Annotated in this window: 16 protein-coding genes; 15 read left to right on the top strand and 1 reads right to left on the bottom strand. The window is 55.9% G+C overall.

Annotation, left to right across the window (positions count from 1 at the left end; translation table 11 throughout):
- Positions 1 to 22: 22 nt before the first annotated feature.
- Both CE153_RS03925 and CE153_RS03920 read left to right on the top strand, forming a co-directional pair.
- Positions 23 to 1,003, top strand: a complete 981-nt coding sequence (locus CE153_RS03925) for a prephenate dehydratase domain-containing protein (protein WP_099595182.1) — start codon at positions 23 to 25, stop codon at positions 1,001 to 1,003.
- Complete coding sequence (locus CE153_RS03920) at positions 1,000 to 2,037, top strand: prephenate dehydrogenase (protein WP_180753394.1); 1,038 nt, start codon at positions 1,000 to 1,002, stop codon at positions 2,035 to 2,037. Before CE153_RS03925 ends, CE153_RS03920 begins: the two co-directional genes overlap by 4 nt.
- 4 nt (positions 2,038 to 2,041) lie before the next feature.
- Here the strand turns inward: CE153_RS03920 and CE153_RS03915 are convergent, their stop codons facing one another.
- Positions 2,042 to 2,299 carry a DUF6725 family protein gene (locus CE153_RS03915; protein WP_099571297.1) on the bottom strand — a complete coding sequence of 86 codons (258 nt, stop codon included), beginning with the start codon at positions 2,297 to 2,299 and terminating at the stop codon, positions 2,042 to 2,044.
- Positions 2,300 to 2,477: 178 nt separating this feature from the next.
- Between CE153_RS03915 and CE153_RS03910 the strand changes: the two genes are divergently transcribed.
- The 13 genes from CE153_RS03910 (at position 2,478) to acnA (ending at position 21,213) form a co-directional block, all read left to right on the top strand.
- The gene (locus CE153_RS03910; RefSeq protein ID WP_099571296.1) at positions 2,478 to 3,404 is read left to right on the top strand and encodes a tyrosine recombinase XerC; all 927 of its coding nucleotides are present in this window, start codon (positions 2,478 to 2,480) and stop codon (positions 3,402 to 3,404) included.
- 142 nt (positions 3,405 to 3,546) lie between these two features.
- The gene (locus tag CE153_RS03905; RefSeq protein WP_099595325.1) at positions 3,547 to 5,190 is read left to right on the top strand and encodes a peptide ABC transporter substrate-binding protein; all 1,644 of its coding nucleotides are present in this window, start codon (positions 3,547 to 3,549) and stop codon (positions 5,188 to 5,190) included.
- A 226-nt stretch (positions 5,191 to 5,416) separates the two neighbouring features.
- A complete protein-coding gene (locus CE153_RS03900; RefSeq protein WP_099571294.1) occupies positions 5,417 to 7,069 on the top strand; it encodes a peptide ABC transporter substrate-binding protein in 1,653 nt (550 codons plus the stop codon).
- A 301-nt stretch (positions 7,070 to 7,370) separates the two neighbouring features.
- The gene (locus CE153_RS03895; protein ID WP_099595180.1) at positions 7,371 to 8,297 is read left to right on the top strand and encodes an ABC transporter permease; all 927 of its coding nucleotides are present in this window, start codon (positions 7,371 to 7,373) and stop codon (positions 8,295 to 8,297) included.
- A gap of 17 nt (positions 8,298 to 8,314) precedes the next feature.
- Positions 8,315 to 9,280: an ABC transporter permease gene (locus tag CE153_RS03890; protein ID WP_099571292.1), complete on the top strand. Its 966-nt coding sequence runs from the start codon at positions 8,315 to 8,317 to the stop codon at positions 9,278 to 9,280.
- A gap of 20 nt (positions 9,281 to 9,300) precedes the next feature.
- Positions 9,301 to 11,310 carry a dipeptide ABC transporter ATP-binding protein gene (locus tag CE153_RS03885; RefSeq protein WP_099571291.1) on the top strand — a complete coding sequence of 670 codons (2,010 nt, stop codon included), beginning with the start codon at positions 9,301 to 9,303 and terminating at the stop codon, positions 11,308 to 11,310.
- A gap of 77 nt (positions 11,311 to 11,387) precedes the next feature.
- Positions 11,388 to 12,248 carry an exodeoxyribonuclease III gene (locus CE153_RS03880; protein ID WP_099595179.1) on the top strand — a complete coding sequence of 287 codons (861 nt, stop codon included), beginning with the start codon at positions 11,388 to 11,390 and terminating at the stop codon, positions 12,246 to 12,248.
- A 117-nt stretch (positions 12,249 to 12,365) separates the two neighbouring features.
- Positions 12,366 to 13,196 (top strand): DUF3710 domain-containing protein, encoded by an 831-nt coding sequence (locus CE153_RS03875; RefSeq protein ID WP_180753393.1) that lies wholly within the window; start codon positions 12,366 to 12,368, stop codon positions 13,194 to 13,196.
- Positions 13,197 to 13,222: 26 nt separating this feature from the next.
- The gene (locus tag CE153_RS03870; protein ID WP_099571288.1) at positions 13,223 to 13,969 is read left to right on the top strand and encodes a DUF3159 domain-containing protein; all 747 of its coding nucleotides are present in this window, start codon (positions 13,223 to 13,225) and stop codon (positions 13,967 to 13,969) included.
- On the top strand, positions 13,969 to 15,234 hold the full coding sequence (locus CE153_RS03865) for a class I SAM-dependent RNA methyltransferase (protein ID WP_099595178.1): 1,266 nt from the start codon (positions 13,969 to 13,971) through the stop codon (positions 15,232 to 15,234). Before CE153_RS03870 ends, CE153_RS03865 begins: the two co-directional genes overlap by 1 nt.
- A 2-nt stretch (positions 15,235 to 15,236) precedes the next feature.
- Positions 15,237 to 15,818 (top strand): sugar ABC transporter substrate-binding protein, encoded by a 582-nt coding sequence (locus CE153_RS03860; protein WP_099595177.1) that lies wholly within the window; start codon positions 15,237 to 15,239, stop codon positions 15,816 to 15,818.
- Positions 15,819 to 15,954: 136 nt separating this feature from the next.
- Positions 15,955 to 18,441, top strand: a complete 2,487-nt coding sequence (locus CE153_RS03855) for an HAD-IC family P-type ATPase (RefSeq protein WP_099595176.1) — start codon at positions 15,955 to 15,957, stop codon at positions 18,439 to 18,441.
- A gap of 69 nt (positions 18,442 to 18,510) precedes the next feature.
- On the top strand, positions 18,511 to 21,213 hold the full coding sequence (gene acnA / locus CE153_RS03850) for an aconitate hydratase AcnA (protein WP_099595175.1): 2,703 nt from the start codon (positions 18,511 to 18,513) through the stop codon (positions 21,211 to 21,213).
- Positions 21,214 to 21,300 lie beyond the last annotated feature (87 nt).

The following is a 21,300-nucleotide window of genomic DNA, read 5'->3' as shown; positions in this document are numbered from 1 at the left end:
TCAAGACAAGAAATGGGGTTGAATGAGCGCACGAAAGCTGTTCTATCTGGGGCCGCAAGGCACCTTCACCCATCAGGCTGCGGTCAATGCATCGCAGGAGCTGGCCCATCTCGAACCTGAAGGGTTCGAATTGATGGCTTTGGACGATGTACCGCAGATTCTCGAAGCCGTGCAGCAGGGTGAGGGCTGGGGCGTCGTGGCATGGGAAAACAATGTCGAAGGCTTCGTGGTACCGAACTTGGACGCGCTGATCGACGCCAAAGACCTGGCCGGATTCGCGCGTGTGGGCGTCGATGTTACTTTTGACGCGTACGTGCGTTCGGGATCCGATCCGAAAAATGCCACCGTGGCCACCGCGCATTCGCACGGACTCGCGCAATGCAAACGTTTTATCGCGGAACACCGTTTGCAGCCGGTTCCAGCACCATCCAACGCCGCCGCATGTCGAGACATTAAAGCGAACGAAATAGCCTTTGGGCCAAGTGTCTGCGGTGAACTCTACAACGTCACACGCATCGGCACCGCCGTGCAGGATTATCAAGGCGCGCAAACTGATTTCCTTGTGCTCGCCCCGCGCGGGGAAGCAGGGAAACTGTTGGAACAGCCACGTTCCCAAGCCGGTATGGAATACGAATCCGTGTTGACGCTTATCCCGCTCGTCACCGGCCCCGGCGTACTTGCGAACCTGCTGGACGTATTCCGCGACGCGGGACTCAACATGACAAGCTTCATCTCACGGCCAATCAAAGGACGCACAGGCACCTACAGTTTTATTGCGACGTTCGATGCGGCACCGTGGGAGCAACGTTTCCACGATGCTCTGGTCGAAATCGCAGAACATGGTGACTGGGCCAAAACTCTGGCCGTATATCCGCGTAGAGAACGCCCTAATCCTCCAGTCACCTCATGGATGCTGCCCCAGGGAGGCGTACGTCTTGACGAACAGCATCTGCTAAACGATTGGCAGGACAGTGAAACGGCCAAAAAGGAGCTGATGTGGTGAAGCAACGTATCGCAATCGTGGGTCTCGGACTTATTGGGGGGTCCCTGGCGCGCAGGCTCGTCAATGCGGGCTGCGAGGTCGTCGCATGGAACCATAACGATCGGCCATATGAAACCGCGGAGGCGGACGGCATACGATGCGTGCCCACGCTGGCTGTGCTTACTGATGCAAAACCTGACGTGCTTGTGCTATGCAATCCGCTTAAAGCCATGCCGCAAATTCTGGGTGCACTCAAACCGCTGATCGATCCAAGTGTCACCACGCTCACCGATGTAGGCAGCGTCAAGGGAATGGTCAGGGAGCAGGTCAGGGCCGCAGGTCTGGAACACTGCTATGTGGGGGCGCACCCCATGGCCGGCAATGAACTTTCCGGTTGGGAATCGTCGGATCCAACGCTTTACGACGGTGCTCTTTGGGCCATTACCGTGGATGGAAACACTGAATACCAGCGTTTCCGCGCCGTTGCGACAATGATCGTCGACCATTGCGCGAATCGTCTCATCGTACTCGACGATGCGACCCACGATCGTTGCGCGGCACTGATCTCTCACATGCCACACGTCATTTCCACGGCCATGATCAACGAGCTGGTGGCCAATCCCGATCGAAACATCGCGGCAGCGCTCGCCGCCGGCTCGTGGCGAGATATGACCCGTGTTGCGCTGACCGATCCGAACCGTACCCGTGCAATGGTGGAAGAGGACGCGGCCAACGTTGAAGCGTTATTGCGTAACATGGCCAATCGCTTGATGCTTATGGCCAATGTGTTGCATGGCATGACCGCGCAGCAGGGCGCGCCTACTGCGGGCGATGATAAGGAAATGGCGCGTTTCTTCGTACAGGGACAGCCATTCCGTGAATACAAGGCTCTCGCCAAAGAACCTGATTTCGCAGAACGTTGCGAAACGGCCGAACTGTCAATCCCTGAGACCGATTGGCAGAAGATGCTGCTGGATTCGGCACGCAGGGGAGAGCATATTGTGCGATTCAACGGCTACCGTCAAGCCATGGCACAGGTGCGTTCCTCAGTATGACGCGCTATGGGCGCGGCCTGGTCATGGAACGTTCCGGAACCGGTTTGATGGTGACGACGGTGTCGGCGGGAATACTGACACGTTGCTCCGGACGCGAACCGTTGGCTGCCGCATCGCGCGTCATTTCCAGTGTCTGCCCGTCCCAAGAACGCACGTGACCGACATAATCGCGGAATTTCATGCGCTGGTCCTTTGGATCAACACCTTCGCATGTGCGCACCACAATGCGCGCGCCTGCTGGAATTTCGTTTGGAATCGGCATAATCTCCCCTTCGAATAGACGATTATCGACGGATTCGCTAAGCGAACGCTACTGGATAGCATAGTTGGTCTCCTTTCAAGTTGTGTCGGGATTGCGGTTTCTATCGGAGAATGGACACATAATGGAGAGAAATTCATGGATTCGGGCTTGCTGTTGAGCTCGGGAAAGGCTGATCGGCATGCTGTTCGATGAGAGTGCAGAGGCATTCGATACATATCTGAAAGCTAACCGTGGATTGAGTGAAAACACGCGGAAGGCATACCGAGGTGATGTCGAAGAATGTCTGCTTGCCTTGGAACGGCTTGGATGCAGGGATCTTAACGAGGTGACCATCGAAGATCTTCGCATGTGGATGGCAGAATCATCGAAAAACCATGCGAGAAGCAGCATGGCCCGAAAAACCGTGGCGGTACGTGGTTTTTTCGCGTGGACGCATGAGCATGGCGTGACGATGTCGGATCCGGCTTGTGTGCTCATGACCCCGAAGATACCCGATACGTTGCCGGAGGTGCTCAGCGAATCACAGGCCGAACAACTGATGGAACGCGTGGATGAGGAGGGTGAAACGTCTCATTCGAAGGAGCGGACCATGAAGCAGCAGGCCATTGAGCTGCGTGACGCCGCAATGCTGGAACTGCTGTATGCGACGGGCATGCGTGTGGCTGAACTGGTGGGACTCGATGTGCCGGATGTGGTCTTTTCCAATCGAACGGTCAAAGTGACCGGCAAAGGCAACAAACAACGAGTCATGCCATTTGGTGCTCCGGCGCAAAAAGCGATATGTCGTTGGCTGGATGATGGGCGTCCCCTGTTGGTGGGGGAGCAGTCCGCGGCAGCGCTGTTTCTTGGAATGCAAGGCAAACGCATTGATCAGCGGATGGTACGTCGTGTGGTGCACGCATGCGCGCGTGATGCCGGCGTTCCCGACATTAGCCCTCATGCTCTGCGGCACAGTGCCGCCACGCATATGCTTGACGGGGGAGCGGATTTGCGTGAGGTGCAGGAGCTCTTGGGACATTCCTCGCTGAAGACCACGCAACGGTACACGCATGTCTCCATCGAACAGCTGAAAGCCCGATACGGTCAGGCTTTTCCCCGTGCGTAGACGCGGTCCATGGATATTTCGTTACATTCCTGTAACAGAAATTGGTGTTTCTTCTTGATTTAGGGTGTATTTACTAGGTGGAGCTGGTACGGGGAAACGATACCGACCGGTAATCAAAATAATGAAGGGAAACATAATGAATATGAGGAAAAGCAAGGTGTTTGTCGTTGCGGCGGCGGCCTGTGTGCTTGGCATGGCGCTGGGCGGCTGTGGATCTTCCACATCTGGGGACGCGGCTAAAGGGTCGAATGTCATTACGGCATTTGACTCCGAACCGCAGAATAGCTTGATTCCGGGCAACACCAATGAAACCGGCGGTGGTCGTCCTATCGATCTGATGTTCGCCGGATTGGTGTCTTTCGATAAGGATGGCAAGGCCAAGAATGAAGTGGCCGACTCCATTACTGCCAATGATGACGCCACCCAGTACGACATCAAGCTCAAGGATGGTTGGAAGTTCACTGACGGCACCGATGTGACCGCCGAGTCCTTCACCAAGGCTTGGAGCTATACGGCCAATGCGAAGAACGCGCAGCTGTGCTCCTCCTTCTTCTCCAGCATCAAGGGCTATGACGCGCTGCAGAACACCGACAACCTCAAGGGTGACGAGCAGCTTGAAGGTCTGAAGATCGTCAACGATCACGAGTTCACCGTCGACCTGAGCCAGCCGGATTCCGCGTTCTCCATCAAGCTGGGTTACTCGGGATTCTATCCGCTGCCAGAATCCTTCTACAAGGATCCGAAGGCCTTCGGAGAGTCGCCGGTTTCCGATGGCCCGTACAAGTTCAGTTCCTGGGATCATGACAAGGAAATCAAGCTGGTCAAGAATCCCGACTACAAGGGCAATCGCAAGGTGAATAACGACGGTGTGACGTTCAAGATCTACACGGACGCCAACGCGGCCTATGCCGATGTTCAGGCCGGCAACCTTGATGTGATGGATACCGTGCCGTCCGCCGACAGCAAGACCTTCGAATCCGATTCCTCCGTGGTGCCATACAACAAGGCCGGTTCCGTGATTCAGACGTTCACCATTCCGTCGGATCTTGAACATTGGAAGACATCCACTGAAGAAGGCCAGTTGCGTCGACAGGCATTGTCCATGTCCATCGACCGTCAGGCCATCTGCGACAAGGTGCTGAATGGTTTGGGAACTCCGGCAGTCGAATTCACGTCTCCGAAGACTCCGGGCTACTCCGATTCGCTCAAGGGCAACGAGAATCTGAAATACAACAAAAAGAAGGCCAAGGAACTCTGGGAGAAGGCCAACGCCATCAGCCCGTGGACTTCCGACGACAAGCTTACGTTCTCCTATAACGCAGACGGCGGAGCCAAGCCGATTTTTGAAGCCGTGGTGAATTCCGTGAAGAACACGCTTGGTATCGACGTGACCACCAACCCGGTGCCGACCTTCCAGGAATTCCGAAACGACGTTACCGACCGTAAGATGACCGGCGCGTTCCGTACCGGCTGGCAGCCGGATTATCCGTCCGCCGAAAACTATCTGGTGGCCAACTTCGCTTCCTCCGCTGCCGATGGCAATGGTTCCAACGATGGCGATTACAAGAGTTCGGCGTTCGACGATCTGTGCTCCAAGGCCGCTGCCGCTCAGACCACCGACGAGGCCAACAAGCTGTACCAGCAGGCTCAGGAGATTCTGTTGAACGACCTCCCGGCCGTTCCGCTGTATTACTCCAATGCCAATGGCGTTGCAGCATCCGGCGTGAAGAACTTCGTCATGAACTGGCAGAATGTTCCGATGTATAACGAGATTTCGAAGAGCTGACTTATTCTTCGGATACATTGTTCGATATGACGGCGGAAAACGTATGTTTTCCGCCGTCATATCGTTAAGGAACGGTATGCGTTTTTTGGTTTCACGGGAAGGTTGTCCGTCAATTGAGCAAGAATAGTGCACTATCGCCAAATAGAGATGCGTCGGTGAGTAGGTCGGCTCGTTTCCATTTGCGGGAGGACAATCCCGATGTGATATCGAATAGGAGAATGATTATATGAAGAAGAAAGCATTGGCTTTCGCTGCCGCCGCATGCGCTTTTGGTATGCTGCTGAGCGGCTGTGGCTCTTCCAACGGCAGCGATACCGCCGCTGAAGGTGCCAACATCATCACCGCATACAATTCCGAACCGCAGCACCCGCTCATTCCGGGCAACACTAACGAGACCGGTGGTGGCAAACCGGTTGATCTGCTGTTCTCCCGCCTGATTTCCTTCGACGCCCAGGGCAATGCTTCCAACGAAGTGGCTGAGTCCATTGAGGCTAACGATGACGCCACCCAGTACGACATCAAGCTCAAGGATGGTTGGAAGTTCACTGACGGCACCGATGTGACCGCCGAGTCCTTCACCAAGGCTTGGAGCTACGTGGCCAACGCCAAGAATGGCATGGTCGGCTCCTCCTTCTTCTCCACCATCAAGGGCTATGACGCACTGCAGAACACCGACAACCTCAAGGGTGACGAGCAGCTTGAAGGTCTGAAGATCGTCAACGATCACGAGTTCACCGTCGACCTGAACCAGTCCGATTCCGTGTTCGCCATCAAGGTGGGCTATTCCGCATTCGCTCCGCTGCCGGAATCCTTCTACAAGGACACGGATGCCTTCGGTGAGGCTCCGGTCGGCAATGGTCCGTACAAGTTCCAATCCTGGGATCACGACAACGAGATCGTGCTCGTGAAGAACCCTGACTACAAGGGCAACCGCACCCCGAAGAACGACGGCGTGACCTTCAAGGTTTACACCAAGGATGACGCCGCCTACGCCGACATCCAGTCCGGTGCCCTCGACGTGATGGAGTCCGTGCCGGCCTCCGCCACCAAGACCTTCGAAACCGATGAGACCGTACAGGCCTACAACAAGGCCGGTTCCGTCATCCAGCAGTTCACCATTCCGTCCAGCCTGAAGCACTTCGAGGCTGGTACCGAGGAAGGCACCCTGCGTCGTCAGGCCATCTCCATGGCCATCAACCGCGAGAACATCTGCGACAAGGTGCTCAACGGCACCGGTACTCCGGCCGTCGACTTCACCTCTCCTCTGACCCCGGGCTATTCCGACTCTCTCAAGGGTAGCGAGAATCTGAAGTACAACGAGAAGAAGGCCAAGGAACTCTGGGAGAAGGCCAACGCCATCAGCCCGTGGACTTCCGACGACAAGCTTACCTTCGCCTACAACGCTGACGGTGGCCACGAGACCACCTACACCGCTGTGGTGAACTCCATCAACAACACGCTTGGTTCCGAAGTGGCTGCCACCAACCCGTACCCGACCTTCAACGATTACCGTACCGCCGTGTCCGATCGCAAGGTGCAGGGCGCATTCCGTAGCGGCTGGCAGCCGGATTATCCGTCCGCCGAAAACTATCTGGTGGCCAACTTCGCTTCCTCCGCTGCCGATGGCAATGGTTCCAACGATGGCGATTACAAGAGTTCGGCGTTCGACGATCTGTGCTCCAAGGCCGCTGCCGCTCAGACCACCGACGAGGCCAACAAGCTGTACCAGCAGGCTCAGGAGATTCTGTTGAACGATCTCCCGGCCGTTCCGCTGTACTACGCCAACGCCTACGGTGTGGCTGCTACCGGCGTTTCCGGTTTCGAAATGAACTGGCAGAACCTGCCGGTCTACGAGAACATGACCAAGTCCGGCAAGTGAGCCGATCTTCGTGAGTGAATCTCGCTGAGCCAATTGAAGGAAGGGACGGATCATATCCGTTCCTTCCTTTCCATGTAATACGCACCGTTTTTTAGGGTGAGATCAGTGTGGCCAAGAGGCGTCAGGGATAGATGCCGGCAACCAATGCATTTTTCCCAGCTGATTCCCATGAAACTGCAATATAAAGCAGTTTGTTGTGTGTTGCCACAAAACTTGCGGGGTAAATCGTTAACCTTCCCCGATGATTATGAGTAATAATCTGAAAAGGTTGACAATGAATAAGCAATAAAAGGAGAAACCAATGGGCAGATATCTTCTGCGACGCATTCTGCAGATGATCCCTGTGGTTCTCGGCACGACGCTTTTGGTGTACGCCCTGGTGTTCGCATTGCCGGGCGACCCGGTTAAGGCGATGTTTGGCGATAAGCCGGTCAATGAGGCCGTCGCTGCGCAGATTCGTGCCGAATACAATCTGGATAAACCGTTCATCGTACAGTATTTGCTGTTCCTGAAAAATGCGCTGACTCTTGATTTTGGCAAGACCTTCTCCGGCCAGCTGGTCATCGACCAGATCGGACGTGCATTCCCGGTCACTATCAAGCTCGCACTGATGGCTTTCGTGTTCGAAGCCGTATTCGGCGTGATCTTCGGCGCGATTTCCGGTCTGAACAAGGGCAAGTGGTGCGATACCGTGATCCTGATCATCTCTCTGCTGCTCATCTCCGTCCCGACCTTTGTCACGGGCTTCCTTGCCCAGTATTTCCTAGGCGTGAAGTTGCGTCTGCTTCCAGTTACGGCCGGCGCCAATCCAGGATTCATCGATCTACTGATGCCGGCAATAGTGCTTGGATCTGTGTCTATGGCATATATCATCAGATTGAGTCGTTCGGAGATTTCCTCCAATATCGCGCTTGACTATGTGCGCACCGCACGCGCCAAAGGCATGAGCAATAGGTCGGTCATGAATCGTCACGTTTTGCGTAACTCCATGATTCCTGTCGTCACTTACCTTGGTCAGGATCTTGGCGCACTGATGGGCGGTGCCATGATTTCCGAAACCATCTTCAATGTGCACGGCATTGGTTACCTGACTTATCAAAGCATCATCAAGGGCGAAGGCAACCTGGTGGTGTCCATTGTGACTCTGCTTATGTTGATTTTCGCAGTGTGCAACCTGCTGGTCGATATGCTCTATGCGGCGCTTGATCCGCGAATCCGCTACGCGTGAGTTGGGAGGATTGAACAATGACTGATATGAACGAAACGAATCTTTCCCACGCACTTCCGGGACAGGAACGATATGTTGCTCCTCTTGAGGAGACGCCGCTTAAGGACGTTGACTCGGTCGACGAGTCCGTACCGGCTTCAAGCCTTTGGGCTGACGCATGGCGTACCCTGCGCAAGAACCCGATGTTCATCATCTCCGCTGTGCTTATTGTGTTCATTATCTTCGTGGCGCTGTTCCCAGGAGTGATGACCAAGCAGAATCCGAATTACTGCACGCTTGAGAACTCCTTGGAATCGGCTTCGAAGGGACATCCTTTCGGATTCGATCTGCAAGGATGCGACGTGTACTCTCGCGTGGTGTATGGTACTCGTACCTCGCTGAGCGTCGGCGTGTTCGCTACGGTGCTGGTGGTGCTGTTGGGCACGCTGATCGGTGCATTGAGCGGCTTCTTCGGAGGCTGGGTTGACGGCATTCTCAGCCGTTTGACCGATATTTTCCTGGCTTTGCCGATTTTGCTTGGTGCCATCGTGGTGCTGCAGATGTTCAAGACCAACGGTTCCATTTGGAAGATTATTCTGGTCATGACGTTGTTCGGCTGGACATCTGTTGCGCGAATTGCGCGAGGCGCTGTTATGGAAGCCAAGAATCTGGAGTTCAATACGGCTTCCACCGCACTTGGCTCAACGCCATGGCGTAACCTGTTCCGCCACATTCTGCCGAATTCCTTGGCACCGATCATTGTGGTGGGCACAACGTCTCTGGCTACCTACATCGTGTTGGAAGCAACGTTGAGCTTCCTTGGTCTGGGTCTGCCGACCACTACCGTCAGCTGGGGCGGCGACATCTCCAATGCGCAGTCCATTCTGCGTACAGATCCGATGGTGCTGTTCTACCCGTCCGCGGCGCTTGCCATCACTGTGCTTGCCTTCATCATGATGGGCGACGCTGTGAAGGATGCGCTTGATCCGAAGAGCCGTGCGTGAGTGTAAGTGAGGGATATTCGATGACTGAAATGAATACCGAAAACAAGCTCGAGGCCATGCAACGCGCCAACGGTCCGCTGCTGGAAGTCAAGAACCTCCAGGTCGACTTCACCACTGATGATGGCCGGCCGATACATGCGGTGCGCAACTCCTCTTTCAGCGTATACCCGGGTCAGTGGGTGGCTATCGTTGGTGAGTCCGGCTCCGGCAAGTCCACGTCCGCTATGGCAGTGCTTGGTCTGCTTCCAGGCACAGGCCATGTGGTCGGAGGATCCATCAAGCTTGATGGCGAGGAAATCTCCGGTTACAAGCAGAGGGATTTCGACAAGTTGCGCGGCAACAAGATGGGTCTTGTCCCGCAGGATCCGATGAGCAACCTGAACCCGGTGTGGCGTATCGGCACCCAGGTGAAGGAGGCGCTGGTCGCCAACAATATGGATATCGCCCATGAGAAGCGTTCCTCGCTGTCGAAGGCTCTCGCCGATGCTGATGTCGAGCTTAAAAACAACGACGATGAGACTTTCCTTGGCTCCAAGGATCTTCCGGAGCTGTTGTCCGCGGCGAAGGAAGCGCTGTCCAAGATCGGCAAGACCGGCGACGACTTCGACAAGACCGTGGCATACTTCGAGTCGGAGTGGGTTCCGGGATCTGAAACGCGTTGGCGCGTGGCCGACGACCTGATCAAGGCCGGCGTGGCCGAGGATGACGCTTGGTACATCGCCAAGAAGTATGTAATCGGCTCTACCATGGACGACCGCATCGCAGGTCTTCTTTCTGAGGCAGGTCTGCCGGATGCCGCCACTCGTGCACGCCAGTATCCGCACGAGTTTTCCGGTGGTATGCGCCAGCGTGCGCTCATCGCCATCGGCTTGGCATGCCGTCCGGAACTGCTGATCGCCGACGAGCCGACCTCCGCGCTTGATGTGACCGTGCAGAAGAAGATCCTTGATCACCTGCAGATGCTCACCGATTCGTTGGGAACCGCAGTGCTGTTCATCACCCATGACTTGGGCTTGGCGGCTGAGCGTGCGCAGCACATCGTGGTCATGTACAAGGGACAGGTCGTTGAGTCTGGCCCATCTCTGGAAGTACTGCAGCATCCGCAGCATCCGTACACCAAGCGACTGGTGTCGGCAGCGCCGTCGTTGGCCTCGCAGCGCATCATCTCCGTCAAGGAGCATGGTGGCGATGCCAGCCGTGTGATGGAACACAAGGTGAATGAGGATTCACTGAAGACCGGCGAATCCATCATCACGGTGAATCATCTGACGCGCGAGTTCAAGCTGCCGCGCAAGAAGGAGATGTTCAAGGCCGTTGACGATGTGAGCTTCTCCGTCAAAAAGGGTACCACGCTGGCGATTGTGGGCGAATCCGGTTCCGGCAAGTCCACGGTGGCCAACATGGTGCTGAAGCTGCTTGAACCGACCTCAGGCACCGTCACCTATGAAGGCAAGGACATTTCCGGCTTCCAAGGCAAGGAATTGCTTGACTTCCGTCGTCACGTGCAGCCGGTGTTCCAGAATCCGTATGGTTCGCTTGACCCGATGTACTCCATTTACCGTTCCATCGAAGAACCACTGCGCATCCACGGCATTGGAGACAAGAAAAGTCGTGCTGCCCGTGTGCGTGAGTTGCTCGATATGGTGGAACTGCCGGGATCTGTGCGTTTCCGTTACCCGAACGAGCTTTCCGGTGGTCAGCGACAGCGCATCGCCATCGCACGAGCCATGGCTCTCGATCCGGACGTGATCGTCTGCGACGAGGCCGTATCCGCTTTGGACGTGCTGGTACAGGACCAGGTGTTGCGATTGCTCAATGACCTGCAGACGGAAAAGGGCCTGAGCTACCTGTTCATCACCCACGATTTGGCGGTTGTGCGCCAGATTGCCGATGAGGTCGTGGTGATGCAGCACGGCAAGCTTGTGGAGCACGCCACCACTGACGAGGTCTTCGAGCATCCGCAAAAGCAGTACACTCGTGATCTGCTTGACGCCATCCCCGGCGGCAAGCTGCAGCTCGGTCTTGACTGATCCGACCGATATGTCTCAAAATAAAGCCTTCGGCATTGCCGGAGGCTTTTCTTGTATTCCGGCTACTCTAGGACGCTATGACGATCACTATCACAACCTCTAATGTGAATGGAATCCGCGCGGCGAAACGCAAAGGCATCGAGGAATGGGCGGGTCGCAACACTCCCGACGTATGGTGCCTGCAGGAAGTACGTGCTCCGCAAAACGAAATCGATCCCATCTTTGACGAATTCGGTTTTGAATATTCGACTGCAGGCCGTATCGCTGATCAAAGTGAATTGCATCGCATGAACGAGATCTGCCGCATCAAAGGGCGTGCCGGTGTCGGTCTACTGTCGGCATTGCCTGTTGCCGAACGGCGGTATGGCTTGCCGGGACTTGATGAGGATGTTGATTCTGGACGCTGGATCGAAGCGGACGTGCAAACTCCGCAAGGCTATGCCGTTACCGTGGTTTGCGTGTATGTGCATGCGGGAAATACCGATGATCCGGAAAAAATGAAGCAGAAATACCGTTTCCTCGACACCATGCTGGTACGTATGGAGCAATTGCGCGATGAAGCTGCACATGGTGGGAAACAAGCGGTGCTGTGCGGTGATTTTAATATCGCGCACACGCCGCTCGACATCAAAAACGCCAAAGCCAACGAAACGCATGCCGGATTTCTCCCCGAAGAGCGCGCATATGTCGACAAATGGCTGGGAGAACTGGAATTTGTGGATGTGATGCGTGATCTCGCCGGAGACATCCAGGGACCGTACACATGGTGGAGTCAGCGAGGTCGTGCATTTGACAACAATGTCGGCTGGAGAATCGACTACCAGTTCGCAACACCGGAACTTGCGGAAACGGCCTGCGGATTCGTGATCGATAAGGCTCCGACCTACGACCTGCGCTGGTCCGATCATGCGCCGCTCAGCATTATGTATGACATTTAAGCCACTGTTTACCGTGCACAGACTGGGAATTGGAATATCACACCCCGATTCCCAGCCCATATTAAGCATGGGTGCTAGGCTAGTCACGGTTGCAAACGTTATGAAATGAGGAACATCATGGGATTGTTTGGATTCGGTAAGAAGAAGCGTCAGAGCGAGGAAGCTCTTGAAGCATCCGCCGAAGAAAACGAAGAGGCTGTCGACGCAGCTGAAAATGTTGACGAAGCTCAGGAGGGCGTGGCGCTTCCGAAGCCTTCCGCTGAATACGAGGGTCGCGGTGACAAGCATGGTCCGTGGGACGTGGAAGATGAGAACGTTCCTGATTACGACGAGTACCTCGATATGGGATCATATTATCTGCCGTTCCTGAAGGGCATTGAATTGCGCGTGAAAGCCAACCGTGCCACTCAGCAGGTTCTTGGCACCACCATCACCTACGGTTCCTCCAGCGTGGAGATTGAAGCGTTCGCGGCCCCGAAGACGCTCGGATTGTGGGATGACGTTCGCGCCGACCTGATTGAAGCCAACAAGGACGCGAAAGAAGTCGAAGGTGTGTTCGGCACCGAACTGGCATTGCCGGTCACCGTCAAGGGTGGACGCAAGGTGCTTACCCGCATCGTAGGCGTCGACGGTCCGCGTTGGATGCTGCGTGGCATCTTCTCCGGCAAGGCCGCCACCGATCCTGAGGGTGAGGAAGCAAAGGCGTTGAACCAGTTCTTCGCCGATATTGTGGTGGAGCGAGGCGATGATCCGTTGGCACCGCGCGACCTGATTCCCATGCATCCGCCGGTCGCTCCGGCCGAACGCAAGGCCGCGAAGGCCGCTGCGGAAGAGGCTGAGCAGAAGACTGAGATTCCAGGCAAGCCGAAAGGTCCATTCGACTCCGACCAGCAGGTTGAGGTCAAGACCACGCTGTCTCGTGGACCGATGTTCTCCGAAGTGCGCTGAGCCGCTCGAACCGATAACTAATACGTATGGCTGAAACCGAAGCAAAAAAACGAACCGGTCTTGGTGCGCTTGCCGATGCCGGTAATACTGACGATTTTTCCGTGATCGACGCCATTGGCGGTCCGAGAGGCGTTATCGAATCAATGCTGCCGGGCGTCGTGTTCGTGGTGTTGTTCGTCATCACGTCCAATTTGCAACTGACCATCGGCGTGTCCGCAGTGTTGGCCGTGCTGCAGGTGATCGTGCGCCTGTGCCAACGACAGTCCGTCATGGGAGCGGTATCAGGCTTGCTGGCAGTAGGTATCTGCCTGATTTGGGCATGGAACAGTCACGAGGCACGTAACTATTACATGTTCGGATTCCTGACCAACGCCTTTTACGTTATTCTGCTGACGATTTCACTGCTGGCCCGAGTGCCTGGCTTAGGATTGGTCATCGAGTTCATCAGAACGTTACCGACCGAACATTTTCGTGCCTGGCTTGCCGATTGGCGAGGTGACAAGGCGCTCAATCGCGCCTATACCATCATCACCGCGATGTGGATCGGGGTGTTCGCGCTGCGTCTGATCGTGCAGGTGCCGCTCTATTTCGGCAATCACGTCGGCTGGCTGGGAACGGCGCGTCTGCTGATGGGCATTCCGTTCTGGGCGCTCGCGATTTGGGTCTCGTATCTGATCGTGGCGACGCCAATGCACCGGCATAAGATGGTGCAGGAAGCTTCCGAAGATGATGCTGAGGCAGCACAAACCACCGAAATGAGGGAAGAACACTGATGGAAACAACCATCCGCATTGAACGGTACGCCGACCAAGGCCGTTGTGTCGGTCATATTGACGGACGTGTTGTGTTCGTGCGATTCGCATTGCCCGGAGAACTGGTCCGTGTCGCATTGGACGAGCCACATGATCGTGAGGATCGCTTCTGGACGGGCGAAGTGGTGGAAGTGCTCGAGGCGAGCGAAGACCGTACTGATCCAATATGGTCATTGGCAGGCCCCCTTGCCATGGGCGGTGGCGTCGGCGGCGCCGATCTGGTGCATGTGTCGCTTGCCGGGCAACTCAAGTGGAAAGCCGCGTCGGTTGCGGAACAGATGGCAAGACTCGGCCACGTTGATACGGAAGTGCCCATTGAGCGTATGCCGGAAGACGATGCGGAGCAAGGTCTGCATTGGCGTACTCGCATCGAGATGATCGCTGATGCAGATGGCCGTCCGTCGATGCGCCGTCGGGGCACGCATGTGCGCGTTCCGATTGATACCATGCCGTTGGCCAGCCGTACGTTGCTGGAAGTGGCCGAGCGTGAGCATGTATGGGAGGGTGGCTTTGAGCCGGGTTCCCAGATTCGTCTATCCGTTCCGGAACCTCGCGATAATGCGCCGATTCCAGACAATTACGCCGTGCTTGTGAACGGTGAGGTGGTTGCTGGAAGCCGTGAGCTTACGGAAAAGGTGACTGTTGCCGGCCGTGCATTCGAATACAACGTGGATGCAGGCGGTTTCTGGCAGATGCATAGGCATGCGCCGATCGCTTTGACCAACCATGTGATTGATTTGGTACGCGGCGAGCTCGACGGCGCCAAATCCGCATGCCTGTGGGATTTGTATTCCGGTTCAGGTCTGTTCACGCTGCCGTTGGCTACGCTGACGGCGGAGCGCACTCGCATGTTGAGCGTCGAAGGCGGCAAAACCGCGGTAAGGAACGCGCAGCGTAATTTGAGGCACATTCATCTGGGCAACGTCGATGCACGTGTGGGCGATGTGGCGAAAACACTTGCCAACGTGCGCAATGATCTCGCCAAACCCGATGTGGTGGTGCTTGATCCGCCGCGTGCCGGCGCTCGTGCGAAAGTGTGCAGGCAGATTGCCGAAGCCGAAGCGAAAAGCGTGGTCTATATCGCATGCGATCCGGCAAGCCTCGCCAGAGATACTGCCACACTCGTGTCGCTGGGCTACGAATTGGCGGATATCCGCGCATTCGACATTTACCCCATGACCCATCATGTTGAGACTGTGGCGCTGTTCAGAAAGCACGAGCAGTGAGCATGCCGTTATTCGCACGTCGTGCGTTTTATGGAATGACCGCGATTGCGTTGCCTTGCGCGTCGCTATCTGGTTGCGTGCCGTCGAATGCCGCGGTGGGGGATACGCAATCTCCCGGTACCGCGGTGGCGCACTCCATGGAGGATCGTGACAGCCTGTCCATCGCCATGATTGGATCGGATGATGTCACTGCCGATTCCATGGCAATGGATGCCATGAAAGCCGGTAAGCTCAAGCCGGTGTACATTACCGTCTCAGGCACTGTGGACGCGCAATCCACCGCGCAGCAAGGCGTGCGTGACATGGCGCAACGCAAGGCCGACCTCATTGTCATCGCAGGAATCGACGTGGACAAAACCAATGCCGAAAACTGGAATGATGCTTTGGAAACCGCAAGAAAAGCGGGCGTTCCAGTGGCGCTTCTCGATCCTATCGCTGTGCCGGAAGACAACAAACTCTATGCGGCAACCATGACCATCAACGACCGCATGACCGAAGCGACGCCGCTCGACGATGCGGTCGTGGCCGTAGCCAACAACGATCCCCACGACCGTGAGATGCTGGTGACTACAATCGACCACTGACATGGCTCTGTGCCTTGCCTACGTGAGATGGGTGCCAAATCAGTGCTCGGCGAGTACCCTGAAAATTCCCTGATTTTTACCTGTGTTTCACAAGAAGTTGACCAGAAAACGGGACTGTGACGGTAGTCTGGCAATTATGAGCGAAAGTCGAACAATGCCTCCCATCGAAGAGACGGGGCTAACACAAGGCGAAGTGATCACCCTCAAAAAAAGCGGACTGGATAACACAGTCAAAGCATCGACTTCGCGATCTCTTGTCGACATCGTGCGAGCCAACGTGTTCACCCTGTTCAACGGCATCATTTTCGCCGCCATGGTCATGGTACTGATCACCGGTTCGTGGAAAGACGCGGTGTTCGGTCTGATCATCATCATCAATACCGGCATCGGCATCTGCACCGAACTGAAAGCCAAACGTACGCTTGACAAACTATCGATTCTGGTGGCCTCCGATTACCTTGTGCATCGCGACGGCAAAGACGTTGAAGTACCACACAACGATATCGTGCTCGGTGATCTCATGTGGATCCGCTCCGGCGAACAGGTACCCGCGGACGCACAGATCGTGCACACTTGGGGACTGGAACTGGACGAATCCATGCTCACCGGCGAATCACGGACCGTACGCAAAGGCGAAGGCTGCGACATTTTCTCCGGATCCACCGCCATCTCCGGCATGGCATTGGTGAAAGTCACCGCCACCGGGGAACACAGCTACGCAGCCAAACTTACCGCACAGGCAAAGGTCTACAAGAAAACCGTATCCGACCTAAACAAGGGCATCAATACGATTCTGAAATTCATGACCTTCCTGGTGGTGCCGCTCTGTGTGCTGCTCATCTGGTCGCAGGTACGCACTGTTGGCGGCTGGAATGCGGCCATCTCAACCGGTGAATGGCGTTCCGCAGTCATTTCCGCAGTGGCCGGTGTGGTCGGTATGATCCCTGAAGGCCTGGTGCTGCTCACCTCGCTGAATTTCGCGCTCGCAGCCATTCGTTTGGCACGTAAGAACACGCTGGTGCAGGAGCTGGAATCCGTGGAGACTCTCGCTCGTGTGGATTGCCTGAACCTTGACAAAACCGGTACTGTCACCGACGGCACCATCCGACTTGATTCCGTGGAATTGCTGGATATTCGAAGCGCCGGCACTATGTGCGGCAACGTGAATGAGCATGACGTCAAACAGGCTCTATTCGACCTATCGAACGAAGGACAGCCCAATGGTACAGGACAGGCGATTCTGTCTGGACTACGGGAACAGGGATTTGCGGACGGCACTGTCGAGGCACGAGTACCGTTCTCGTCGGCGCGCAAGTGGAGTTCGATCTATGACGGCAATGCAGTATGGACGATGGGTGCGCCGGAAGTCATTCTTTCCCAAATCGATGGCGACCATGCCGACATACTCAAGCAGGTCAATGATTTCGCCAACGACGGCAACCGTGTGCTACTGGTCGCGCGAATCGACGGTGCAGCGCCCGACGATTACGAAACCAATCCAAAACTCAATCCGGCATCGTGCCCTGTCGCATTGGTGTGCTGTTCCGAACATATTCGCGCCGATGCCGAAGAAACGCTTGCATGGTTCCGTGAACAGGGTGTGCGTTGTCGCGTCATCTCCGGTGACAATCCTGTAACCGTTGGCGCAATCGCAAGAAAAGTGCATCTGACCGGCGTCCATGAACCACGATTCATGGACGCGCGTGAATTGCCTGCCGACATTGCGGAACTGGCACAAGTACTGGAAAACGTGGATGTGCTTGGGCGTGTGCTGCCCGATCAGAAAAAGGCGATCGTGGAGGCATTGCATGCGGGTGAGCATGTGGTGGCGATGACCGGCGACGGCGTGAACGACGCGCTCGCCATCAAAGAGGCCGATCTGGGTATTGCGATGGGCAATGCTGCTCCCGCCACCAAGGCCGTGGCGCAGGTGGTGCTTGTCGATTCGAAATTTTCACATCTGCCCGATGTAGTGGCGCGAGGGCGTCAGGTCATGGCCAATATGGAACGTGTGGCAAGCCTATTCCTCGTGAAAACCGTGTATTCCGCACTGATTTCGTTGGGCGTGGTGTTGACGCAGATACCATTTCCGTATCTGCCTCGCCACATCACATATGTGGGCGGATTGACGATTGGTGTGCCGGCATTCATTCTTGCGTTGGCTCCGAACACGCGTCGTTATATTCCAGGATTCCTGAAACGTGTGCTGCATTTTGCTGTGCCCTGCGGTGTGGCTGTTGGATTGTCGATTTTGTCCACGTCGTGGCTGCTGCCGATATTCATGAAGTGGAATGTGCAGGATTCGGGTGCGCAGTTGGCGATGCTGCGTGGAGTCAACGCGATTATTCTGCTCATGATGGGAGTGTTTGTGCTTGCGCGTGTGGCAAGGCCGTTGCATTCGTGGCGTGGCATATTGGTATTGGCCTTTGCCTCAATTGGATTCGGGGGCATGTTTGTAAAACCGGTGGCGAATTTCTTTGCGCTGGTGGTGCCGACCGGGCAGATGCTGGCTGCGACGACGGTGGCAATGGCGCTTTCGGCGCTCGTGTTCTTGGTATGTTTGCGTTTGGTACCGAAAATTCCGAGTATTTTCCCATACTTTAAGAAGACACGCCAGAGCTGAATTAACTTGGCTGTATCGTAGGCAACGAATAATCAGCTGTGTTATACAGCCAAGAAGCTCGGAGGTAGCATGTCTGTGCGCGACGACCAGCTCGACACCTTGAAGGTGAACGGCGAGGATTATGAATATTACCGCATCGCAGATCTGCCGGGCATCGATCATCTGCCGTATTCGTTGAAGGTTCTCGTCGAGAATCTGGTACGTAACATCGATGGCGCCAACATCACGGATGATCATGTCAAGGCACTGTTGGATTGGGATCCGGCTGCACAGCCGAGCCATGAGATCCAGTTCACCCCGTCCCGTGTGGTCATGCAGGATTTCACCGGCGTGCCCTGCATTGTGGATCTTGCCACCATGCGTGATGCGGTCAAGGATCTTGGGGGAGACCCGGAGGTCATCAACCCGCAGGTGCAGTCCGACATGGTCATCGACCATTCCGTACAGATCGACAAGTACGGCATCGCCGACGCGGTCGAACAAAACATGGATATCGAATACCAGCGCAACGGCGAACGTTACCAGTTCCTGCGTTGGGGCCAGCAGGCATTCAAGAACTTCCGCGTGGTACCGCCGGGAACAGGCATCATCCACCAGGTCAATATCGAATATCTCGCCAAGGTCATCATGACCAAGGTCGAAGAAAACAGTGGCAAGACTCTTGCCTACCTTGATTCCTGCGTGGGCACCGACTCGCACACCACCACCGTCAATGGCTTGGGCGTGCTCGGCTGGGGCGTTGGCGGCATTGAAGCCGAAGCGGCCATGCTTGGACAGCCGATCTCCATGCTGGTGCCGCGTGTTGTCGGTTTCAAGCTTACCGGTTCCATTCCTGAAGGCGTCACCGCCACCGACGTGGTGCTGACCATCACTGACATGCTTCGTCAGCATGGTGTGGTCGGCAAATTCGTGGAATTCTACGGTGATGGCATCGCCTCGGTGCCGCTGGCCAATCGTGCCACCATCGGCAACATGGGGCCGGAATTCGGCTCCACCTGTGGCATTTTCCCGATCGACGGCGTCACTCTCGACTATCTGCGCTTGACCGGCCGTTCCGAAGACCAGATCGCATTGGTCGAAGCGTATGCCAAGGCGAACAAGCTGTGGGGCGACACCACCGATCCGAACTACGTCGAACCGCAGTATTCCGAATACCTGGAACTCGACCTCGGTACTGTCGTGCCGTCGATCGCAGGCCCGAAGCGCCCGCAGGATCGCATCAAACTGTCTGAATCCAAAGCGAAATTCGCCGAAACATTGCTCGCGTACGAAACAGACAAGACCGTGCAGGAGCCGGTTGCTGTTTCCACCGACTTCCGCGGCGACTTCGACATCACCAACGGTGATGTGGCAATCGCATCCATCACCTCGTGCACGAACACATCCAATCCGTCCGTGATGATCGCCGCCGGCCTGATTGCACGCAACGCGCATGCCAAGGGTTTGAAGCCCAAGCCGTGGGTCAAGACCTCGCTCGCACCGGGCTCCCAGGTTGTGGCCGACTATCTTAAGGCGGCTGGCTTGCAAGACGATCTCGACGCGCTCGGTTACCAGCTGGTCGGTTTCGGCTGCGCCACCTGCATCGGCAACTCCGGCCCGCTACTGCCGGAAATCTCCGAAGCCATCAACGCCAACGATCTGACCGTCACCTCAGTGCTGTCAGGCAACCGCAACTTCGAAGGCCGCATCAGCCCGGACGTCAAGATGAACTACCTGGCATCCCCGCCGCTCGTCATCGCCTATGCGCTCGCAGGCACCATGGATTTCGATTTTGAAACCCAGCCGCTTGGCAAGGATTCGGACGGCAATGATGTGTATCTGAAGGATATCTGGCCAACCAATAGCGAAGTCGCCTCCGTGGTGGATGGTACCGTCAGCCGTGAGATGTTCCTGAAGGATTACGCTTCCGTATTCGAAGGCGACCGTCGTTGGAAAGGACTTGACGTTCCGGAAGGCGAACTGTTCGCATGGAATGAGGATTCCACCTACGTGCGTAAGCAGACGTTCTTCGATGGCATGAAGGCCACTCCGGACCCCGTCGAAGACATTCATGGCGCCCGCGTGCTCGCGCTGCTCGGTGATTCCGTGACCACCGACCATATTTCTCCGGCCGGCGCGTTCAAAGCTTCCAGTCCTGCTGGCAAATACCTGACCGACCGCGGCGTCGAACCGAAGAACTTCAACTCCTATGGTTCCCGTCGAGGCAACCATGAGGTCATGGTACGTGGCACGTTCGGCAATATCCGACTGCGCAACCAGCTGCTTGCATCTGTAGGCGAGGAGGTCACTCCTGGCGGCTTTACGTATGATTTCCTTGACCAGAAGCCGGCCACGATTTTCGAGGCGTCCCGTGACTACATCGAACATGATGTACCGTTGGTGGTGCTCGCAGGCAAGGAATACGGTACCGGCTCATCTCGTGATTGGGCCGCCAAGGGAACCGTCATGCTGGGTGTCAAAGCCGTCATCACCGAAAGCTTTGAACGTATCCACCGTTCAAACCTGATCGGCATGGGCGTGCTGCCGTTGCAGTTCCCCGCAGGCGAATCCTATGAGAGCCTTGGTCTTGATGGCACTGAAACATACGATATTTCTGGTGTTGAAGGGCTTAACGATGGCGTCACTCCGAAGACGGTTCATGTCACTGCCACCCATGGTGACGGTTCCACGACCGAATTCGATGCGGTCGTGCGCATCGACACTCCTGGCGAGGCTGACTACTACCGCAACGGAGGCATCCTCCAGTACGTGCTGCGCAATCTCATGAAATAAATATCAAATGATTGAGATCGGCAAGTGACAAAGCCCGTGTCGCACTGCGCAATGCAGTATGACACGGGCTTTGTTGATGTCGGATTG

The organism is Bifidobacterium sp. N4G05 (assembly GCF_002742445.1).
Lineage (GTDB): Bacteria > Actinomycetota > Actinomycetes > Actinomycetales > Bifidobacteriaceae > Bifidobacterium > Bifidobacterium hominis.
This window is presented reverse-complemented; position numbering and strand designations above follow the sequence as displayed.

Excerpts from the sequence above, each read along its gene's own strand:
- CE153_RS03925 (WP_099595182.1), top strand. The coding sequence starts at position 23 with ATGAGCGCACGAAAGCTGTTCTATCTGGGGCCGCAAGGCACCTTCACC.
- CE153_RS03915 (WP_099571297.1), bottom strand. The coding sequence starts at position 2,299 with ATGCCGATTCCAAACGAAATTCCAGCAGGCGCGCGCATTGTGGTGCGC.
- CE153_RS03910 (WP_099571296.1), top strand. The coding sequence starts at position 2,478 with ATGCTGTTCGATGAGAGTGCAGAGGCATTCGATACATATCTGAAAGCT.
- CE153_RS03905 (WP_099595325.1), top strand. The coding sequence starts at position 3,547 with ATGAGGAAAAGCAAGGTGTTTGTCGTTGCGGCGGCGGCCTGTGTGCTT.
- CE153_RS03900 (WP_099571294.1), top strand. The coding sequence starts at position 5,417 with ATGAAGAAGAAAGCATTGGCTTTCGCTGCCGCCGCATGCGCTTTTGGT.
- CE153_RS03895 (WP_099595180.1), top strand. The coding sequence starts at position 7,371 with ATGGGCAGATATCTTCTGCGACGCATTCTGCAGATGATCCCTGTGGTT.
- CE153_RS03890 (WP_099571292.1), top strand. The coding sequence starts at position 8,315 with ATGACTGATATGAACGAAACGAATCTTTCCCACGCACTTCCGGGACAG.
- CE153_RS03885 (WP_099571291.1), top strand. The coding sequence starts at position 9,301 with ATGACTGAAATGAATACCGAAAACAAGCTCGAGGCCATGCAACGCGCC.
- CE153_RS03880 (WP_099595179.1), top strand. The coding sequence starts at position 11,388 with ATGACGATCACTATCACAACCTCTAATGTGAATGGAATCCGCGCGGCG.
- CE153_RS03875 (WP_180753393.1), top strand. The coding sequence starts at position 12,366 with ATGGGATTGTTTGGATTCGGTAAGAAGAAGCGTCAGAGCGAGGAAGCT.
- CE153_RS03870 (WP_099571288.1), top strand. The coding sequence starts at position 13,223 with ATGGCTGAAACCGAAGCAAAAAAACGAACCGGTCTTGGTGCGCTTGCC.
- CE153_RS03865 (WP_099595178.1), top strand. The coding sequence starts at position 13,969 with ATGGAAACAACCATCCGCATTGAACGGTACGCCGACCAAGGCCGTTGT.
- CE153_RS03860 (WP_099595177.1), top strand. The coding sequence starts at position 15,237 with ATGCCGTTATTCGCACGTCGTGCGTTTTATGGAATGACCGCGATTGCG.
- CE153_RS03855 (WP_099595176.1), top strand. The coding sequence starts at position 15,955 with ATGAGCGAAAGTCGAACAATGCCTCCCATCGAAGAGACGGGGCTAACA.
- acnA (WP_099595175.1), top strand. The coding sequence starts at position 18,511 with ATGTCTGTGCGCGACGACCAGCTCGACACCTTGAAGGTGAACGGCGAG.